Source organism: Synechococcus sp. R65.1 (assembly GCF_047461755.1).
Taxonomy (GTDB): domain Bacteria; phylum Cyanobacteriota; class Cyanobacteriia; order Thermostichales; family Thermostichaceae; genus Thermostichus.
The window spans coordinates 20,507-34,973 of the sequence record NZ_JANSHU010000005.1 but is presented as its reverse complement, the minus strand read 5'-3'; the positions used below and the strand labels follow the sequence as shown (position 1 = coordinate 34,973).

Sequence of the window (14,467 nt, the reverse complement as noted above, 5' to 3'; positions counted from 1 at the left end):
ACTGGACTATAGAGTCACCCACGGACAGTGCCGATGTTGGGCCCCCTTGGACTGCTGCTGCCCCTCATTCCGCTGGAGGCTTTGCTTTCCACAAAGGGGCTAATGTTCTTACTGCTTTCAGCCTATGGCGGGGCGATGTGGACATTTTTGAGCGGCGCACCGCGGGTCTACACCATCATCGTGCCCGATCTGGAGCAGGCAAGGGGGTTCTACGAGAAGGTGTTGAAGCTGCCGGAGGCGGAGCTGCCGCTGCAGTACTACTACGGCTATGAGCAAAGCGTCGTCAGCTCTAGCCTGGGCTCCGTCTACTTCCCGGGGGATCTTGGCCTTGGCTCCCGCCTTGACGCCAAGGGCCAGTCTGCCTCGAAAACCCTCGATACCTCTGGCCTTTGGTACCAGCTCTCTGACGCAGTGCAGCTGCACGTGATCCCTGGCTCTACGGATCCCTATGCGGCTACATCCTCCAGGCCTTTGTCAACCTACGGGACAACGGCAGGCCGCAGCGGCAGCGCTCGCTATCGCCACGCCAGCTATGAGCGGGAGGCTCTCAAGGCCCTCCTGAGGCGGATTAACAAACAAGGGATCCGCAACAGTGTCCGCTCCGAGAAGCCCTTGGTTTTCTGGGTGCGGGATCCGCAAGGCCAAATCATCGAATTTGCCGAGCTGAGGAGCTGAGGCAATCCTGGTACCATAACAGCAACAGCTAAGGAAACGCCGATGAAAGCAACGCAACGGGTGCTGCTGGTGGGCTTGGCCTTGCTTTGCCTGTGGGCAGGGGTTGGACTGCCAGCAACAGCTCTGTCTCGAGCCAAAGACAATCCGGCAGTTACCGCCCCATCCCAAGCCAAGGATTTCGTCACCACCGAGTCGGGCTTGCAGTACTACGACATTGTGGAAGGGACAGGGCCTTCCCCGCAGCCAGGGCAAAAGGTGGTGGTGAACTACGTGGGCAAACTTCAGGATGGTACGGTCTTCGATAGCTCCTACAAGCGCAATCAACCTTTTACCTTTACCTACGGGGCAGGGCAGGTGATCCCTGGCTGGGAAGAAGGTCTGGCCACGATGCGCGTGGGGGGTAAGCGGTACTTGCGCATCCCGCCGGAGTTGGCCTACGGCAGCCGCGGCGCTGGCGGCGTGATCCCTCCCAACGCCACCCTGGACTTTGAGGTGGAGTTGCTGGCCATCCAGTAATCTCGTTGGGCCTGTGCAGCAACTTTCTCTCCCTCAGCTTCCTGCCGCTACAGCAGATCCTGCCTCAGCAAAGGCCTATCTGCGCCAGTACTTTCGCCAGCTACGGCAGGGGTTGGATCGAGCTCTTCTCAGCCAAAAGATCGTGGCTCATTTGGCCTCTTGTCCCCAAATCCTGGCCGCCAAAGCCATCCTGGCTTATGTGGCTTTCGGCTCAGAGGTGGATCTGGGATCCCTATTTGTCCTTTTTCCAGAGAAGCAGTGGGGGATCCCTCGCTGCTTGCCCCAGCGGCAGTTGCGCTGGCACCGCTACAATCCGGCTGAGCTAGTCCCCAACCGCTGGGGTTTGCTGGAACCCTCCCCCACCAGCCCCGTTGTCGACCCGGGCGAGGCGGATTTAATCCTCGTGCCTGCCCTGGCCTGCGATCGCTGGGGGAGGCGCTTAGGCTACGGAGGAGGATACTATGACCGGTTTCTGGCCTCCCTACCAAATCCCGCCGTGCCCAAGTGGGGCATTGTCCCGCAGGCCTGTCTGCTGGAGCAGCCCCTCCCCTGCGATCCCTGGGATCAGCGCCTGGACGGGGTCCAAACCGAAGAGGGGTTTTACCCAGCAAGGAATCCCCTAGACTAAGGGGGTAGGCCTTGGAGGAGAGAGCATGAGCCAAGTTTGGGAGCACAGGCAGCGTCTAGCCCAAAGGTTCTCTTCCCTTGCTTGGAGTCTGGCTTGGGTGGTCTTGGCGGCGCTCCTAGCGGGTTTTGGGAAGATCCCGCTGCAACTTAAGGATCTCCACGTCACCTCCTGCCCCGATACCCCTGAATACACCAACCTGGTAACCAGCAACGGCAACCCCATACCGGCCAGGTGCCTGTTTATCGAGGGCACAGTTGTCAACCGCTCCAAGAATACCGTGCTGAATGCCGACGTCTTTGGTCGCCTCTATGATGCCAACGGCAACGAAGTTCTGCCGGAGCGCACCCGCCTGGGGGCAATTGCCGAAGTTCCTCCTGGGGAAAGCCCCTTCTCCATTCGCATCTCCGTGCCCGTGACCAGCCCCCTGCCCTTGACCCTGGAGCAATTTAAGGCCAGCGGCTTCAGCGGCACCGTGCGCCGTTAGCCTTAAAGCTGACGGGTAAACTCCACCTGGGCTGGGCGCCCTGGAAGATGGAGCTGGGCAACCACCGGCGGGGTTTGGGCAATGAGGCGGCCCCGGCGGAAGACATACAGACAGGGTGGCTTGAGGCGAATGGCTTCGACGGCATCGGCAGCTTGGAGCACCACCAAATCGGCGCGGCAGCCAGGCTGGAGCCCGTAGCCCTCCAGGCCCAGCAGGCGGGCTGGGTTTTCGGTTACCGCTAGGAAGCACTGCCGCATCTGCTCATAGCCTGTCATCTGGGCAGCGTGGACGGCCATGTGGGCCACTTCCAGCATGTTGCCGCTGCCCAAAGGGTACCAGGGATCCATCACACAGTCCTGGCCAAAAGCCACCGTCAGCCCGGCGGCCATCAGCTCTGGCACTCGCGTCAGCCCCCGCCGCTTGGGGTAGGTGTCCTGGCGGCCCTGTAGCACCAGGTTGACCAGCGGGTTGGCGACCACTCCCAGCTCTGCCTCGGCCATTAGGGGGATTAGCTTGCTCACGTAGGCGTTGTCCATCGAGTGCATCGAGGTGAGGTGGGAGGCCGTCACTCGACCCTGCAGGCCCAGCCGCAGCGTCTCATAGGCCAAGGTCTCGACATGGCGGGAGAGGGGGTCGTCTGTTTCGTCGCAGTGCAGATCCACCCGGAGGCCCCGCGCGGCTGCAATCTCGCACAGAGCCCGCACTGAAGCAGCTCCTTCGGCCATCGTCCGCTCGAAGTGGGGGATCCCACCCACCACCTCCACCCCCAAATCCAGAGCCTTCTCCAAAAGCTGCACCGCCCCCGGCGAGCGGTAGTAGCCATCTTGGGGAAAGGCCACCAGTTGCAAATCCAGGTAGGGGGATACTTTTTGCTTGACCTCCAGCAAGGCCCGCACCGCCAACAAGTTGGGATCGCACACGTCCACATGGGCGCGGATGGCTAGGATCCCGCGCGCCACTGCCCAGTCGCAGTAGGTTAGAGCCCGCTCGATGACCGCCTCCGGAGTTAGCAGTGGCTTCAACTCTCCCCAGAGGGCGATCCCTTCCAGCAAGGTGCCCGATTGGTTGACGCGCGGGATCCCGTAGGTGAGGGTGGCATCCAGGTGAAAGTGGGCATCCACAAAGGGGGGCGACACCAAGCGGCCGCTCACATCGATCTCCTGGGGAGCAGTAGCCTGCAGATTTGCCTCCAGGGCAACGATGCGCTCCCCCTCGATGCCGATGTCGATTCCCTTACGGCCATCTGGCAAATTGGCCCGGCGCAAGATTAAATCCATCCCCCTCTTCCCAAGCCAGCTTGACCCTTTTCTTGCTAGCGGCAGCTTTCTCAAAAGCAGCCTTGCCCCGAGATTCCCTAGGGTTTGCCCTCAAGTTCCTGGTAGCCACTAACGTATATGGTAGAGGAAAGCCTGTTTTCGGGTATTTCCTCGTCCCTATGCCCAGGGTTAGCGCCTCTCGCCAGCAGACCGACCTTGGTTTGAGCCTTGCCCAGGCCAAGGGGCTAAAACCCTATCAGCGCAAGCAACTGCAACGTCTTTACCAACTGCGACTGCCTCCCAATCGGCTGGTGACGGTGGAGTTTGCCCAAAGGCTGGGAGCCCTCACTCAAGATCTGGAAAGCCAGCCCATCAGTGTTTACCTCAATCGGCGGGGCCAAGTGATTCGCGTGGGGCTGGGATCCCCTTTTGAAACGCAGATCCCGGCTTGGGAGCTGCCGCGCCAGGGGGCGGAGCGCCTGTCCGGGATCCGCTGCATCACCACCCAAGTGGGCCCAGGGGGTCCTAGCCAAAAAGCGCTGACAGCTATGGCCCTCCAGCGGCTGGATGCCCTCATTACCCTCTCGGTCTCTCCCCTAGAGGGACGGCTGCGCCGCGGCGGGGGGGCCACGGGCTTTGTCAAGTGCGCCTACCTGGCCCATCTGGTGCCGGAGGAAGGGCGCCGCTGGCAGGTTTCTGAGCCTTTGCCGTTGGGGACCCTGGCAGAACAAGATCTGCAGGAGCTGGTGACGGAGCTAGAAGATGGCTTTCGGCGCCAAGCAACTGCCCGCCAGGTGGATCCCAAGCAAGAGCGGGCCATCCTAGTGGGGCTGCAGGGGCCGGGCCAGAGCTACGAGGATCTCATGGACGCCTTGGCGGAACTGGGCCGCTTGGTGGAGAGCGCCGGCGGACAGGTGCTCCAGACCATCTGGCAGCGGCGGGAGAGCCCCGATTCCGCCACGGTCATCGGCTCGGGTAAAGTCCAGGAGTTGGCCTTGCTGGTGCAGGATTTGGGGGCCAACCTGGTGGTGTTCGACCGCGAGCTCACCCCCAGCCAGGTGCGCAACCTAGAGGAGACCCTGGGGGTGCGAGTGGTGGATCGCAGCGAGGTGATCCTGGATATCTTTGCCCAGCGGGCCAGAACCCGGGCCGGGAAGTTGCAGGTGGAGCTGGCACAACTGCAGTATCTGCTGCCCCGCTTGGCTGGTCGCGGTCGCACCATGTCGCGGTTGGGGGGTGGAATTGGCACCCGCGGCCCGGGGGAAACCCAGTTGGAAACGGAGCGGCGGGCCATCCAGCGGCGCATCAGCAAGCTGCGGCAGGAAGTGGAAGAGCTGCGCCGCCACCGCCAGCGGCTGCGCCAACGGCGGGAGGGATCCCAAATTCCTGTGGTGGCCCTGGTGGGCTACACCAACGCTGGTAAATCTACCCTTCTCAACGCCCTCACCCACGCCCAGGTCTACGTGGCTGACCAACTCTTTGCCACCCTGGATCCCACCACGCGGCGGCTGGAGCTGCCCGGCCAGCAGGCGGTGCTCTTGACCGACACCGTGGGATTTTTAACTGAGCTGCCTGAGCAATTGGTAGAGGCATTCCAGGCCACGCTGGAGGAGGTGACGGAGGCCGATGCCCTGCTGCACGTGGTGGATCTCTCCCACCCCAACTGGGAAGGGCAAATCGAGGCGGTGGAAAAATTGCTGGACCAGATGCCCCTGACCACCGGTCCCCGACAATTGGTGTTCAACAAAATTGACCGCCTGGATCCCGAGTGGGTGGAAGATGTCCGCCTGCTCTACCCCAAGGCTTTGTTTGTTTCCGCTGCCACTGGCCAAAACCTGGATCAGTTGCGCCACACCTTGGCCCAGTTTGCGGCTGCCTTTGGCTCCAGCTCCTTGGCGGCAGATCCCTGAAGCATTCCATTAGAAAATCCAAACTTGCCGGCTGTCCTCTCCCTTCCCCCTGCCTCAACATTCAGTTACATTGCAATTAGGTTCAGTTACACGCCAAGTTGCCGTCTGGCAGAGGGGGAGGACATGGCCGCTATGGCAGTTGCACCGCGCTCGGCGCATCTCACACTGCAGACGCTGCCTATTGGCGCCGATACCCTTGCCATCCGCTCCCAGGACTGGGATCGGGATCGGTTTGACATCGAGTTTGCCCTGGAAAATGGCACCACCTATAACTCCTTTTTGATCCGCGGCGAGAAGGTGGCCCTCATTGACACCTCCCACGAGAAGTTTCGGCAGTTGTACTTGGATCTGCTGCGAGGCCTCCTGGATCCCGCCACCATCGACTACCTGGTGGTCAGCCACACCGAGCCAGATCACAGCGGCCTAGTGGGGGACCTGTTGGAGCTGGCGCCCCAGCTGACGGTGGTGGCCTCTAAAGTGGCCGTGCAGTTTCTAGAAAACCTGGTGCATCGGCCCTTCCGGCACCTGGTGGTGAAGCAGGGGGATCGCCTGGATCTGGGCAAGGGGCATGTCCTGGAGTTCATCTCGGCTCCCAACCTGCACTGGCCCGACACCATCCTCACCTACGACTACGGCACCCAGATCCTCTACACCTGCGACGTCTTTGGGATGCACTACTGCGACGACTTGGCTTGGGATGAGCATCCCCACCTGCTGCAGGCCGACTTTAAGCTCTACTACGACTGCCTCATGGCGCCCAACGCCCGCTCCGTGCTCTCGGCTCTCAAGCGCATGGAGTCCTTACCTCCCATTGCGGCCATTGCCACCGGCCACGGCCCCCTACTGCGGCATCACTTGTCTAAGTGGGTAGAGCACTACCGCCGCTGGAGTCTAGAGCAGGCCAAAGCCGAACGGCTGGTGGCCGTCTTCTACCTGTCGGGATATGGCCAGGCGGAAACGCTGGCTCAAGCCATTGCCCGCGGGATCCAAAAAACCGGCGTTGCCGTAGAGCTGGCGGATCTGCGGCTGCTGGATGCCCATGAGGTGCGGGAGCTAACCAGCTTGGCTGCCGGTGTGGTGATCGGCATGCCCCCCCAATCGGGGCCCGAGGCAGCCACCACGCAGATGCTGCTGAAAACTCTCCTGGCTGCTGCCCACGGCAAGCAGGGCTTTGGCCTGTTTGAGTCGGGGGGAGAAGACGACGAGTCGGTCTACCTCTGCCGCAACACTTTGCAGGAGCTGGGTGCCAAGGAAGTGTTTCCGCCCATCCTCCTCAAGCAGCCTGTGAACGAAACCCTGCTGCAGCTGGCGGAAGAGGCTGGCACCGACCTAGGGCAATGGCTGACCCGGGATCGCAGCATTCAGCAAATGAAAGCTCTAGATGCTGACCTGGATCGCGCTCTGGGTCGCATCAGCAATGGCCTTTACATCCTCACCGCCCGCAAAGGGCAGGCCACTAGCGCCATGCTTGCCTCCTGGGTAGCCCAGGCCAGCTCTGATCCGCCGGGGATCAGCGTTGCGGTGGCCAAGGATCGGGCCATCGAGTCTTTCCTGCAAGTGGGAGACACCTTTGTCCTCAACGTGCTGCAGGAGGGCCATCACCAGTCCTTGATGCGCCACTTTCTCAAGCGGTTTCCTCCAGGGGCCGACCGCTTTGCTGGCGTCAAGACCTACCCTGCCGCCAACGGATCCCCTATCCTTGCCGATGCCTTGGCCTACCTGGAGTGCCGCGTGGCCAGCCGCCTAGAAACCAGTGACCACTGGGTGGTCTACAGCATCCTTGAGGCAGGACGGGTCTCCAGTCCCGAGGGCCTCACTGCAGTGCACCACCGAAAGGTGGGGAATCACTACTGATCGTCAATAAGACAGCCGATACCCTAGACCGCTGGGATGTAAGACAAAAGAGCTGTCTTGTTCCAAGGGAATCCCCTCTGCTTTGAGCGGAAAAGGCAGCTTTGGGGCTTCTTGCTCTGCTTGTTGGGCTAGGCGGTAGAAGCTGCTACCCGCAGAGGGAACGGCAGAAGGTGCATGCTGCTGTTGCCAGCGCTGGTAGGGGTTGAGCTGGGCTTCCTCCAAGCTGAGATCCAGGGAGGCGGCGAGGGAAGACAGGGGCAAAGCGGCCACCTGCTCGGGATAAGCCCACCCTCTCAGCCCAAACGCTACAGCTAGAAGGCAACTGATCCTCCAAAAACCAGTGAAATGCCGGAAATGTTGCATAACTAGGCGCCCTGCTGCACTCCAAGAAGGCAGCTCCCAGCTTGCCAAGACGAAACCTAGCAAGGTGTGACCAGGATCCCAGGGCGTTTGTGATCTTGGCTTATCCAGGGCTAGATTTACCTGGGCGATCCCCACGGCCAGGTTGCGTGTAGGCCTGCCAAGCCAGATCCAGAAGTCCATCCAACACCGCCGCTGCTACAGCGGGACCGCCTTTACGTCCCTCGGTGCGGATGTGGGGTACCATCGAATCGGCCAGCTCCTGCTTGGCTTTCACCACGTTCACAAACCCAGCCGGCGTCGCGATCACGAGGGCGGGGGCTACTTCCTTCGCTGTAATCAGTTGCACTAGGGTGGTGAGGGCAGTCTGGGACTGGCCGATGACAAAGATGGCCTCCGGGTAGCGCTGAGCCAGGGTCTGCAGGCCCCAGGCAGAGCGGGTCTTGTCCTTCTGGGGGCGGGTGACAGCTTCGCTGCCGCAGTAGATGGGGTTGGAAAAGGTGTTCTGCACAGCCCGCGCAATGCCCACCTGCACCATTGGCTCGTCCACCACGATGGTGGTGCGCGCTGCCAGGGCTGCCGCCCCTGCTTGCAGAGCCTCGTTGGCAAACCGGATGAGGTGGAGATACTCGAAGTCTGCGGTAGCGTAAATTACCCGACGCACCACCTCGTATTCGGCAGGAGAAAGCCCATGCTTGCCCACCTCTTGGTCGATAATCATCAGGCTTTCCGCATCGGTGACATGCCACTCCATCGGCTTTAGACCTCGCCCGCCGGCTACCCTTAACAGCAGCATTGTATCTTTGACGTCCTCCCCTGCTTAAAGGCGGGGCCTCCACAGAGCTAGAGGTGCTTGTCTCTCCAGCCCCGCTAAGTGCCCTTGGGTAAAGTCTCTGCCAGCCGATGCCCACAGTTGGCACAACTTGCCCTCTACAGCGCTTGCCCAAGCGCGTTCGACACCGGTTGACACGTCTGCACCTTCTCGCCCTGGCGGCGCGGAGCGCTCTATAAAGCCCCCCATTGGCGGCAAAACCGTCGTCTAGCCGGGAGGCCAGCCCATGGGTCGACCGCCGAGAACGTGAATGTGGAGATGAAAGACAGTTTGGCCACCGTCTTCTCCGTCGTTGATGACCAAGCGGTAGCCTTTGTCTAGGCCAGCTGCAGCAGCCACCCGTTGGGCTGTCAACAGTAGGTGCCCCAACAGCGCCTCATGCTCAGGTTTGGCCTGGGAAATCCGGGGAATGGGCTCCTTGGGCACCACCAGGATGTGGACAGGGGCCTGGGGAGCAATGTCTTTGAAAGCAATTGCCCTCTCGTCTTCGTAGACAATTTGGGCGGGGATCTCCCTACGGATGATCTTGCTGAAAACCGTGTCGCTCATGGGTGGTGACAAACAAGTTCTGCCCTTAGCCTACCTGTTTGTGACTCTAAACTGCCGTGGCTGCATGAGCTAGACTCTTTCTTCTATCCAGCTCGGTATCGGATTTTGGACGCTTGGCTTAGCAGAAGAACTAGGAGCAGGAAGGTGGAACTCGAGGCGCGGCCGGCCGACACCGTAAGTGAGGGTGTAGCTCCAGCTTAGGCAGCGCAGCCAGAGGCGCGGGTAGCGAGGCTCCAGCCAGAGCTGCAGGCGCCGCAGCAGCTTGGGGAACCAGCCCCCCAGCAAGGCCGAGAGCAAGGCCAGGCCGGTGTAGCTGAAATAGGTGGGTAGCCACTGGGCAAAGCCTTCCGCCCCCACCGCCTCCCAAATCCACAGCAGCAGCCGTGGGTTCCGCAGAGCTGCCTTGATGGCCATGCGGTTAAAGGCCAGCCAGCCAGCCCGGTCTTTGATAAAGTCGTCCACCACCTCTGGCGGCTCGGTAGTGAGAGTGCCAAAGAAGCTGTTGAGGATGGCGTTGATGCGCTCGGGCGGCAGTACCTTACCGGTGGGCACCATCATGCCGCGAGAAAACAGCCAGGTCACCGCCGAGTTGCCCTGATAGGCGCGGATCTGGGCTAGGTCGGCCGCTTTGAGCAGATCATGGCGCAAGGCTGTGTCCAGTAGGTCACAAAGGCGGGGGCAGTTGCGCACCAGGGATCCAAACCCCGTAAAGCTCAAGGGCGATTGCAGGGCTGCCGCATCCCCAATCAAGAGAACGCGGTCGAAGGGCTCTGCGGAAGCTGGCTGCCGGCCAAAGCGTCCGGGGATATAGCCAAAGGTGGCCTTCTTCCACTGTAGGCGCTCTGGGTCACAGCGGCGGTACTCAGGCAGGATGGTGAAAAAGTCTTCGTACAACTCCAAGAGGGAGCCCGGGTTTTCCGGGTGTACTTGGTGGTAGTAGAACAGGTAGAAGGTGAGATCCTCCCCTGGCCCAGGGAACAGTTCCCAGATCAGTTGTCGACCGCGGCTGATGTCTCCATGGCTGGCCAGGATGTCGCCAAACTGGGGATCCCAAACTCCCGGCTCAAACCCCCCTGCAATGGTAGCTCCCACCGTGGGGCAAACGCTGTCAAAGGCGCGGCGGCCGTAGAGCTGCTGGGCAACGGGGGAAGCTGTCCCCATGGCATCCACCAACAGGCGGGTTCCCAGGCAGAACTCTTCTTGAGTGGTTAAGTCCCTAACCACCACCGTGACGCCTTGCTCCTCGATATAGGCCCGCTGGAACTCACTGCGCTCGTAGATGGCGCCGCCGCAGGCTTTTAGGATCTGGCCGCAGAGCTGCAGGAGTTTTTCGGCATCGATGGCCAGGTTGAGCACCGTCGGCGTGTGCAGGACGGGCGCGCGTACAGGGCTGTTGCCATCAAAAAACTTGTTGAACCCATCGGTGTATTCCCGCAGAATCAGGCTCTCCATCTCCTCAGGGCTGAGGAGGCCGAAGTCCACCAGGGTCTGCAGCTCCCGCCGCGAGATGTTCCACTCCCGATTCATGCGGCCAAAGGGAAGCCGTTCCACCAAGGCCACGCGGTAGCCCAGGCGGGCCATGGCCGCGCCGTAGATGGCTCCCAGGGCTCCGCCCACCACCACCAAGTCCCACTCCAAGGGTGCAGGTTGGGGGGCAGGCTGACGCAACAGCACCGGTGGCCGCTGAGTAGGAGGGGACTGTACCTCCTCCCGCCAGCGCCTCTCCCACCAGTAAACCCGCTGCAGGTCAAACTCGCCGTTGGGGATGCGGCGGAAATACTTTACCGTCTGCGGGTAAAAGGGCTCCAATTGCTCAAAGATGGATCCCTGGCTGAGATCGATAGGGGGCAACTGCGGGTAGCGGTGGGGAAACTGGCTTTGGATAGCCTTTTCCACTTCCTTTAGCCAGCGGCCCTGCTGGGGAAAAGGCCGCTCTGACCACTGGAAGATCTTGAGATAGGTGGTGTTTAGCCCCGACCAGAGGAAAACGGCCAGCTCCGCTCCAGATCCCTGTAGGCGCAGGCCGGTAGAAGTCAGCACCTTTTGGCTGCCCGTAGGCAAAGGCAGGTGCTCCTGCAGCCAGCGCAGCACTTGAGCGGTCTCTGGGCAAGGGATCTCGCGGTAGTACAGAGGCTTGAGCACAGGGCCAAGACACAAAAAGAAGCCAATCTTTACCCATTGTGACACGAGGGGAGGAGCGCTTAGGTTCCCAATGCCTCAGTAAGCCGCTTGGTGGGAGCCGACTCCAGGGCCTCAACCCCCGCCTAGGGGCTCTACGAAGCCGCAAAACATTGCTTCATCTCCTGCAGCACCTGAGCATCTTGAGAGGCAACTCTAGCGCCGGCTTGGGCAGCCCAGCACTTCAGGCTTTCGATCTGCTCGCGGGCAATGGAGGCCAAGGGCACGGTTTCGCGGATGGCCTGCAGGATGTCTTCCTGGGTGAAGTCTCGCCGAGCGCCGCTGCCACTGCCCCCAAAGGCGTTGTACATGGCGTCCACGATAGCCTGCTCGATCTCGGCGCCGCTGAAATTCTGAGCTGCGGCTGCTAGAGCATCCAGGTCGAATTCCCGCAGGCGGTTGGGGCGCAGCCGCTGCAGATGTACCCGGAAGATCTCCTTGCGCTCAGCGTGGGTGGGTAGGTTAAGGAAAAAGATCTCGTCGAAGCGGCCCTTGCGCAACAGCTCCGGCGGCAAGAGGGGCACGTTGTTGGCAGTGGCCACGATGAAGACCGGGCTGGTTTTCTCCTGCATCCAGGTAATGAGGCTGCCGAACACCCGGCGGCTGGTGCCCGAGTCCCCGTCGGCGCCGCTGGTGATGTTGCCAAAGGCCTTGTCAATTTCGTCAATCCAGAGCACACAGGGGGCCATGGCCTCCGCCAGTTGGATCATCTGGCGCACGCGGCTTTCCGACTCGCCAACAATCCCAGCAAACAGCCGCCCAACATCCAGCCGCAACAGGGGCAGCCGCCACTCGTTGGCGATGGTCTTGGCCGAGAGGGACTTGCCGGTGCCCTGGATCCCCACCAGCAGCACCCCCTTGGGGTTGGGCAGGCCGTAGCGCCGCGCCTCTTCGGTAAAGGCTTCCTGGCGCACCCGCACCCAAGCCTTGAGATTGTCCAGCCCACCCACATTTTTCAGGGTCTCGCGGGCGGTGAAAAACTCCAGAATGCCCGTCTGGCGGATGGCCTGCTTCTTCTCCTCCAACACCAGGTCGATATCGGCCTCGTTGACCTCCTGCTTGGCGGCCAGGGCGCGGGCCAAAACGCGGCGGATGCGCTCTCGGCTTAGCCCCTGACAGGCTTTGACCAGTTGCTCGCGACCCAAGGGGCTGAGCTTAAGTTTTTCGGGAGCTACATAGAGCTGGATGAGGCGGCTAATCTCTTCGCTGTTGGGCAGGGGAATATCGACAACGGTGACCTCCTCGGCTAGGTCGCTGGGCACCTCCAGAGTATGGCTGAGCAGGATCAAGGTCTTGCGGGTGCGCTTGAGCTCGCGGCTAAGGTTTTTCAGCTCCCGCAGGATGGGGGCGTTTTTGTCGCTGGTGGCGTTGCGCAACACAAAGTGCGGATCCCGCAGCACAAACAGAGTGTCTTCCTGGGGAGCTGAGCGCCACACCCGCCCTAGGGCGGCCATGAGGGAACCCCGGTCTTCGCCGCTATCCTGCCAGCCCCGTACCACGTCCCAAAACAGCAGCCGCCGCGGCGGATCGGTTCTTTTGGCTACCTGCACGAGCACGGCATCGGCCGGCTCCTCTTCGGGGGAGACTAGGTAGATCAAAGGGTAGCGGGCCCGGATCATCAGATCCAGCTCCTGGATCAGCTCCCCTTGCACCTCAGTGGCAATCCCACTTAGGCTGGGATCGCCGCCGCTTTTCTGGTTGCGATCCGTGAGCTCTCTGAGTTCTTTTGCCAACTCTGCCATCAGGGGGATGAAAAGTAGGCTCTTCCTCTTTCAGGATAGAGCAGGGATCCCTTGCAACTCGGCCAGCATGGCACGGGCGGTCTGGGTGGGATCCGCCGCCTCCATCAGGGCCCGCACCACGGCTACGCGACTGGCGCCTGCCCGCAGCACCTCCGGCAGGTTGTGGAGATCGATGCCGCCAATGGCAAACCAGGGCAGAGAGGCCTTCTCGGCAGCCAGGCGCACGTACTCCAGGCCCGCAGGCGGTTTTTCCGCCTTGGTGGGGGTAGCGTAGACAGGGCCGACGCCAATGTAATCCACGTCGCTGGCGAGGGCCTGGGCCAACTCTTCAGCGTTGGTGGTGGACAGGCCAATCAGGCGTTGGGATCCCAGCAGTTGTCGGGCTTGGGCAACTGGCAAATCCGTCTGGCCCAGGTGTACCCCATCCGCCTGGCTGACCAAGGCCAAGTCCACCCGGTCGTTGACAATCATCAACGCCTGGTAGCGGTCGCACAGTTGCCGCAGCTGTTTGAGATCCCAGAGCATCTCCCTGTCGGCCAGGTTCTTGCGGCGGTACTGGACCAAGGTCACCCCGCCCCGCAGCGCCTTTTCCACTACTTCCAGCCAGTGGGGCACCGGGCTGGTGACCAGGTAAAGACGGGCTGCCAACAGCCGTCGGCGCAGGGATCTGCCCAACAGCTCACTTTCAAGAACGTAGAGGTGGTAGCGCATGTCTTTGGCCAGCTTGGCCAGGCCAGGGGCCACCCACTGCTGGGATTCGGCCAGCTTGCCGTATTCTTCCAGCACCCGCAGCGCCTCCTGCACGCGGCTGCAATTGGCTTGCAACAGGTGGCTGAGATCCCGCCGCTCCTCCTCCTGGGGATGGGAGAGCTGGGTGCCGGGGTCAGCAGGGGTGTCGCGGGCCAACCGCAGTGGGTTACTGTGCCAACGGGCTAGGGCCTGGCGCATAGCTTTGCACTCGCTAGCCAGCTCGCCGTTCTCCAGACCAAAGCGAAACCACTCCTCCAATACCCGGAGCCCTTCGCGAGCGCGGTCAAGGTTGGCATCGAGAATCCGGGCGACGGCTTGTGGTTTCATGTCCCCTGCGCGTGGGAGTTTTAATCCTTACTCTAAACTGGAATAGTCTCTCCGGCACCTGGGCTAGCCCTTGTCCGAAGAGGAGGCAGGCTGTTGCCAAAGGGCGTTGAGGAAAGCCTGCTGGGGCGTGTGTCCCCAGGCAAACTCACGGGGGCCGCTTCCTTCTGGCAGGTAGGCCCAAGCGTAGCGCTCACAGGCAGGAAAGTAGCGGATCTCCCACCAGGGCTGGCCGGCGGCCACATCCTTCACCGCCCGCCAAAAAGGCCCCCGCTGACGGCTAAGACGGGTCTCGACGAAGTAGGGCCCTTCCAGGCGCAAGGCTTCCACCGCTGCAATAAACTCGGCTCGCTGTCGCTCATTTCGGATCATCGCCCCGGCTTTCTCTCTCAGATTGGCCCTATTTTAA

At 61.6% G+C, this 14,467-nt stretch carries 14 protein-coding genes; 6 read left to right on the top strand and 8 right to left on the bottom strand.

Features of this window, described 5'->3' with window-relative positions; genetic code table 11:
• Window positions 1-102 precede the first annotated feature (102 nt).
• Genes NW814_RS03675 through NW814_RS03660 form a run of 4 tightly spaced genes read left to right on the top strand, consistent with a single transcriptional unit; the run spans window position 103 to window position 2,303 of the window.
• The gene (locus NW814_RS03675) at window positions 103-675 is read left to right on the top strand and encodes a hypothetical protein (RefSeq protein WP_414405249.1); all 573 of its coding nucleotides are present in this window, start codon (window positions 103-105) and stop codon (window positions 673-675) included.
• A 42-nt stretch (window positions 676-717) separates the two neighbouring features.
• A complete protein-coding gene (locus NW814_RS03670) occupies window positions 718-1,191 on the top strand; it encodes an FKBP-type peptidyl-prolyl cis-trans isomerase (protein ID WP_414405248.1) in 474 nt (157 codons plus the stop codon).
• Window positions 1,192-1,204: 13 nt separating this feature from the next.
• A complete protein-coding gene (locus tag NW814_RS03665; RefSeq protein ID WP_414405247.1) occupies window positions 1,205-1,819 on the top strand; it encodes a 5-formyltetrahydrofolate cyclo-ligase in 615 nt (204 codons plus the stop codon).
• Between the two features lie 25 nt (window positions 1,820-1,844).
• Window positions 1,845-2,303 carry an FxLYD domain-containing protein gene (locus tag NW814_RS03660; protein ID WP_414405246.1) on the top strand — a complete coding sequence of 153 codons (459 nt, stop codon included), beginning with the start codon at window positions 1,845-1,847 and terminating at the stop codon, window positions 2,301-2,303.
• A 2-nt stretch (window positions 2,304-2,305) separates the two neighbouring features.
• Here NW814_RS03660 and NW814_RS03655 read toward each other — a convergent pair whose 3' ends face one another.
• Complete coding sequence (locus NW814_RS03655; RefSeq protein ID WP_414405245.1) at window positions 2,306-3,580, bottom strand: amidohydrolase family protein; 1,275 nt, start codon at window positions 3,578-3,580, stop codon at window positions 2,306-2,308.
• 158 nt (window positions 3,581-3,738) lie between these two features.
• On the opposite strand from NW814_RS03655, the gene hflX reads away from it, so the two are divergent.
• Together hflX and NW814_RS03645 are read left to right on the top strand one after the other, a co-directional pair.
• The gene (hflX, locus tag NW814_RS03650; protein WP_414405244.1) at window positions 3,739-5,469 is read left to right on the top strand and encodes a GTPase HflX; all 1,731 of its coding nucleotides are present in this window, start codon (window positions 3,739-3,741) and stop codon (window positions 5,467-5,469) included.
• Window positions 5,470-5,592: 123 nt separating this feature from the next.
• Window positions 5,593-7,323 carry a diflavin flavoprotein gene (locus NW814_RS03645; protein WP_414405243.1) on the top strand — a complete coding sequence of 577 codons (1,731 nt, stop codon included), beginning with the start codon at window positions 5,593-5,595 and terminating at the stop codon, window positions 7,321-7,323.
• Between the two features lie 3 nt (window positions 7,324-7,326).
• Here the strand turns inward: NW814_RS03645 and NW814_RS03640 are convergent, their stop codons facing one another.
• The 7 genes from NW814_RS03640 to NW814_RS03610 all read right to left on the bottom strand — a co-directional run bounded on the left by NW814_RS03640 (window position 7,327) and on the right by NW814_RS03610 (window position 14,430).
• A complete protein-coding gene (locus NW814_RS03640; RefSeq protein WP_414405242.1) occupies window positions 7,327-7,584 on the bottom strand; it encodes a hypothetical protein in 258 nt (85 codons plus the stop codon).
• 202 nt (window positions 7,585-7,786) lie between these two features.
• Window positions 7,787-8,437 carry a precorrin-8X methylmutase gene (locus NW814_RS03635; protein ID WP_414395151.1) on the bottom strand — a complete coding sequence of 217 codons (651 nt, stop codon included), beginning with the start codon at window positions 8,435-8,437 and terminating at the stop codon, window positions 7,787-7,789.
• Window positions 8,438-8,722: 285 nt separating this feature from the next.
• On the bottom strand, window positions 8,723-9,064 hold the full coding sequence (locus NW814_RS03630) for a histidine triad nucleotide-binding protein (protein WP_414394984.1): 342 nt from the start codon (window positions 9,062-9,064) through the stop codon (window positions 8,723-8,725).
• Between the two features lie 69 nt (window positions 9,065-9,133).
• Window positions 9,134-11,206: an NAD(P)/FAD-dependent oxidoreductase gene (locus tag NW814_RS03625; protein WP_414405241.1), complete on the bottom strand. Its 2,073-nt coding sequence runs from the start codon at window positions 11,204-11,206 to the stop codon at window positions 9,134-9,136.
• Between the two features lie 131 nt (window positions 11,207-11,337).
• Complete coding sequence (locus NW814_RS03620; RefSeq protein ID WP_414405306.1) at window positions 11,338-12,861, bottom strand: AAA family ATPase; 1,524 nt, start codon at window positions 12,859-12,861, stop codon at window positions 11,338-11,340.
• Between the two features lie 153 nt (window positions 12,862-13,014).
• Window positions 13,015-14,061, bottom strand: coding sequence for a thiamine phosphate synthase (locus NW814_RS03615; RefSeq protein ID WP_414405240.1), 1,047 nt, complete (start codon window positions 14,059-14,061; stop codon window positions 13,015-13,017).
• A gap of 63 nt (window positions 14,062-14,124) precedes the next feature.
• On the bottom strand, window positions 14,125-14,430 hold the full coding sequence (locus NW814_RS03610; protein WP_414405239.1) for a hypothetical protein: 306 nt from the start codon (window positions 14,428-14,430) through the stop codon (window positions 14,125-14,127).
• Window positions 14,431-14,467: the final 37 nt, after the last annotated feature.

Coding starts and splice junctions, on each gene's coding strand:
- NW814_RS03675 (WP_414405249.1), top strand. CDS start 103: ATGTTCTTACTGCTTTCAGCCTATGGCGGGGCGATGTGGACATTTTTG.
- NW814_RS03670 (WP_414405248.1), top strand. CDS start 718: ATGAAAGCAACGCAACGGGTGCTGCTGGTGGGCTTGGCCTTGCTTTGC.
- NW814_RS03660 (WP_414405246.1), top strand. CDS start 1,845: ATGAGCCAAGTTTGGGAGCACAGGCAGCGTCTAGCCCAAAGGTTCTCT.
- NW814_RS03655 (WP_414405245.1), bottom strand. CDS start 3,580: ATGGATTTAATCTTGCGCCGGGCCAATTTGCCAGATGGCCGTAAGGGA.
- hflX (WP_414405244.1), top strand. CDS start 3,739: ATGCCCAGGGTTAGCGCCTCTCGCCAGCAGACCGACCTTGGTTTGAGC.
- NW814_RS03645 (WP_414405243.1), top strand. CDS start 5,593: ATGGCCGCTATGGCAGTTGCACCGCGCTCGGCGCATCTCACACTGCAG.
- NW814_RS03635 (WP_414395151.1), bottom strand. CDS start 8,437: ATGGAGTGGCATGTCACCGATGCGGAAAGCCTGATGATTATCGACCAA.
- NW814_RS03630 (WP_414394984.1), bottom strand. CDS start 9,064: ATGAGCGACACGGTTTTCAGCAAGATCATCCGTAGGGAGATCCCCGCC.
- NW814_RS03620 (WP_414405306.1), bottom strand. CDS start 12,861: ATGATCCGGGCCCGCTACCCTTTGATCTACCTAGTCTCCCCCGAAGAG.
- NW814_RS03615 (WP_414405240.1), bottom strand. CDS start 14,061: ATGAAACCACAAGCCGTCGCCCGGATTCTCGATGCCAACCTTGACCGC.
- NW814_RS03610 (WP_414405239.1), bottom strand. CDS start 14,430: ATGATCCGAAATGAGCGACAGCGAGCCGAGTTTATTGCAGCGGTGGAA.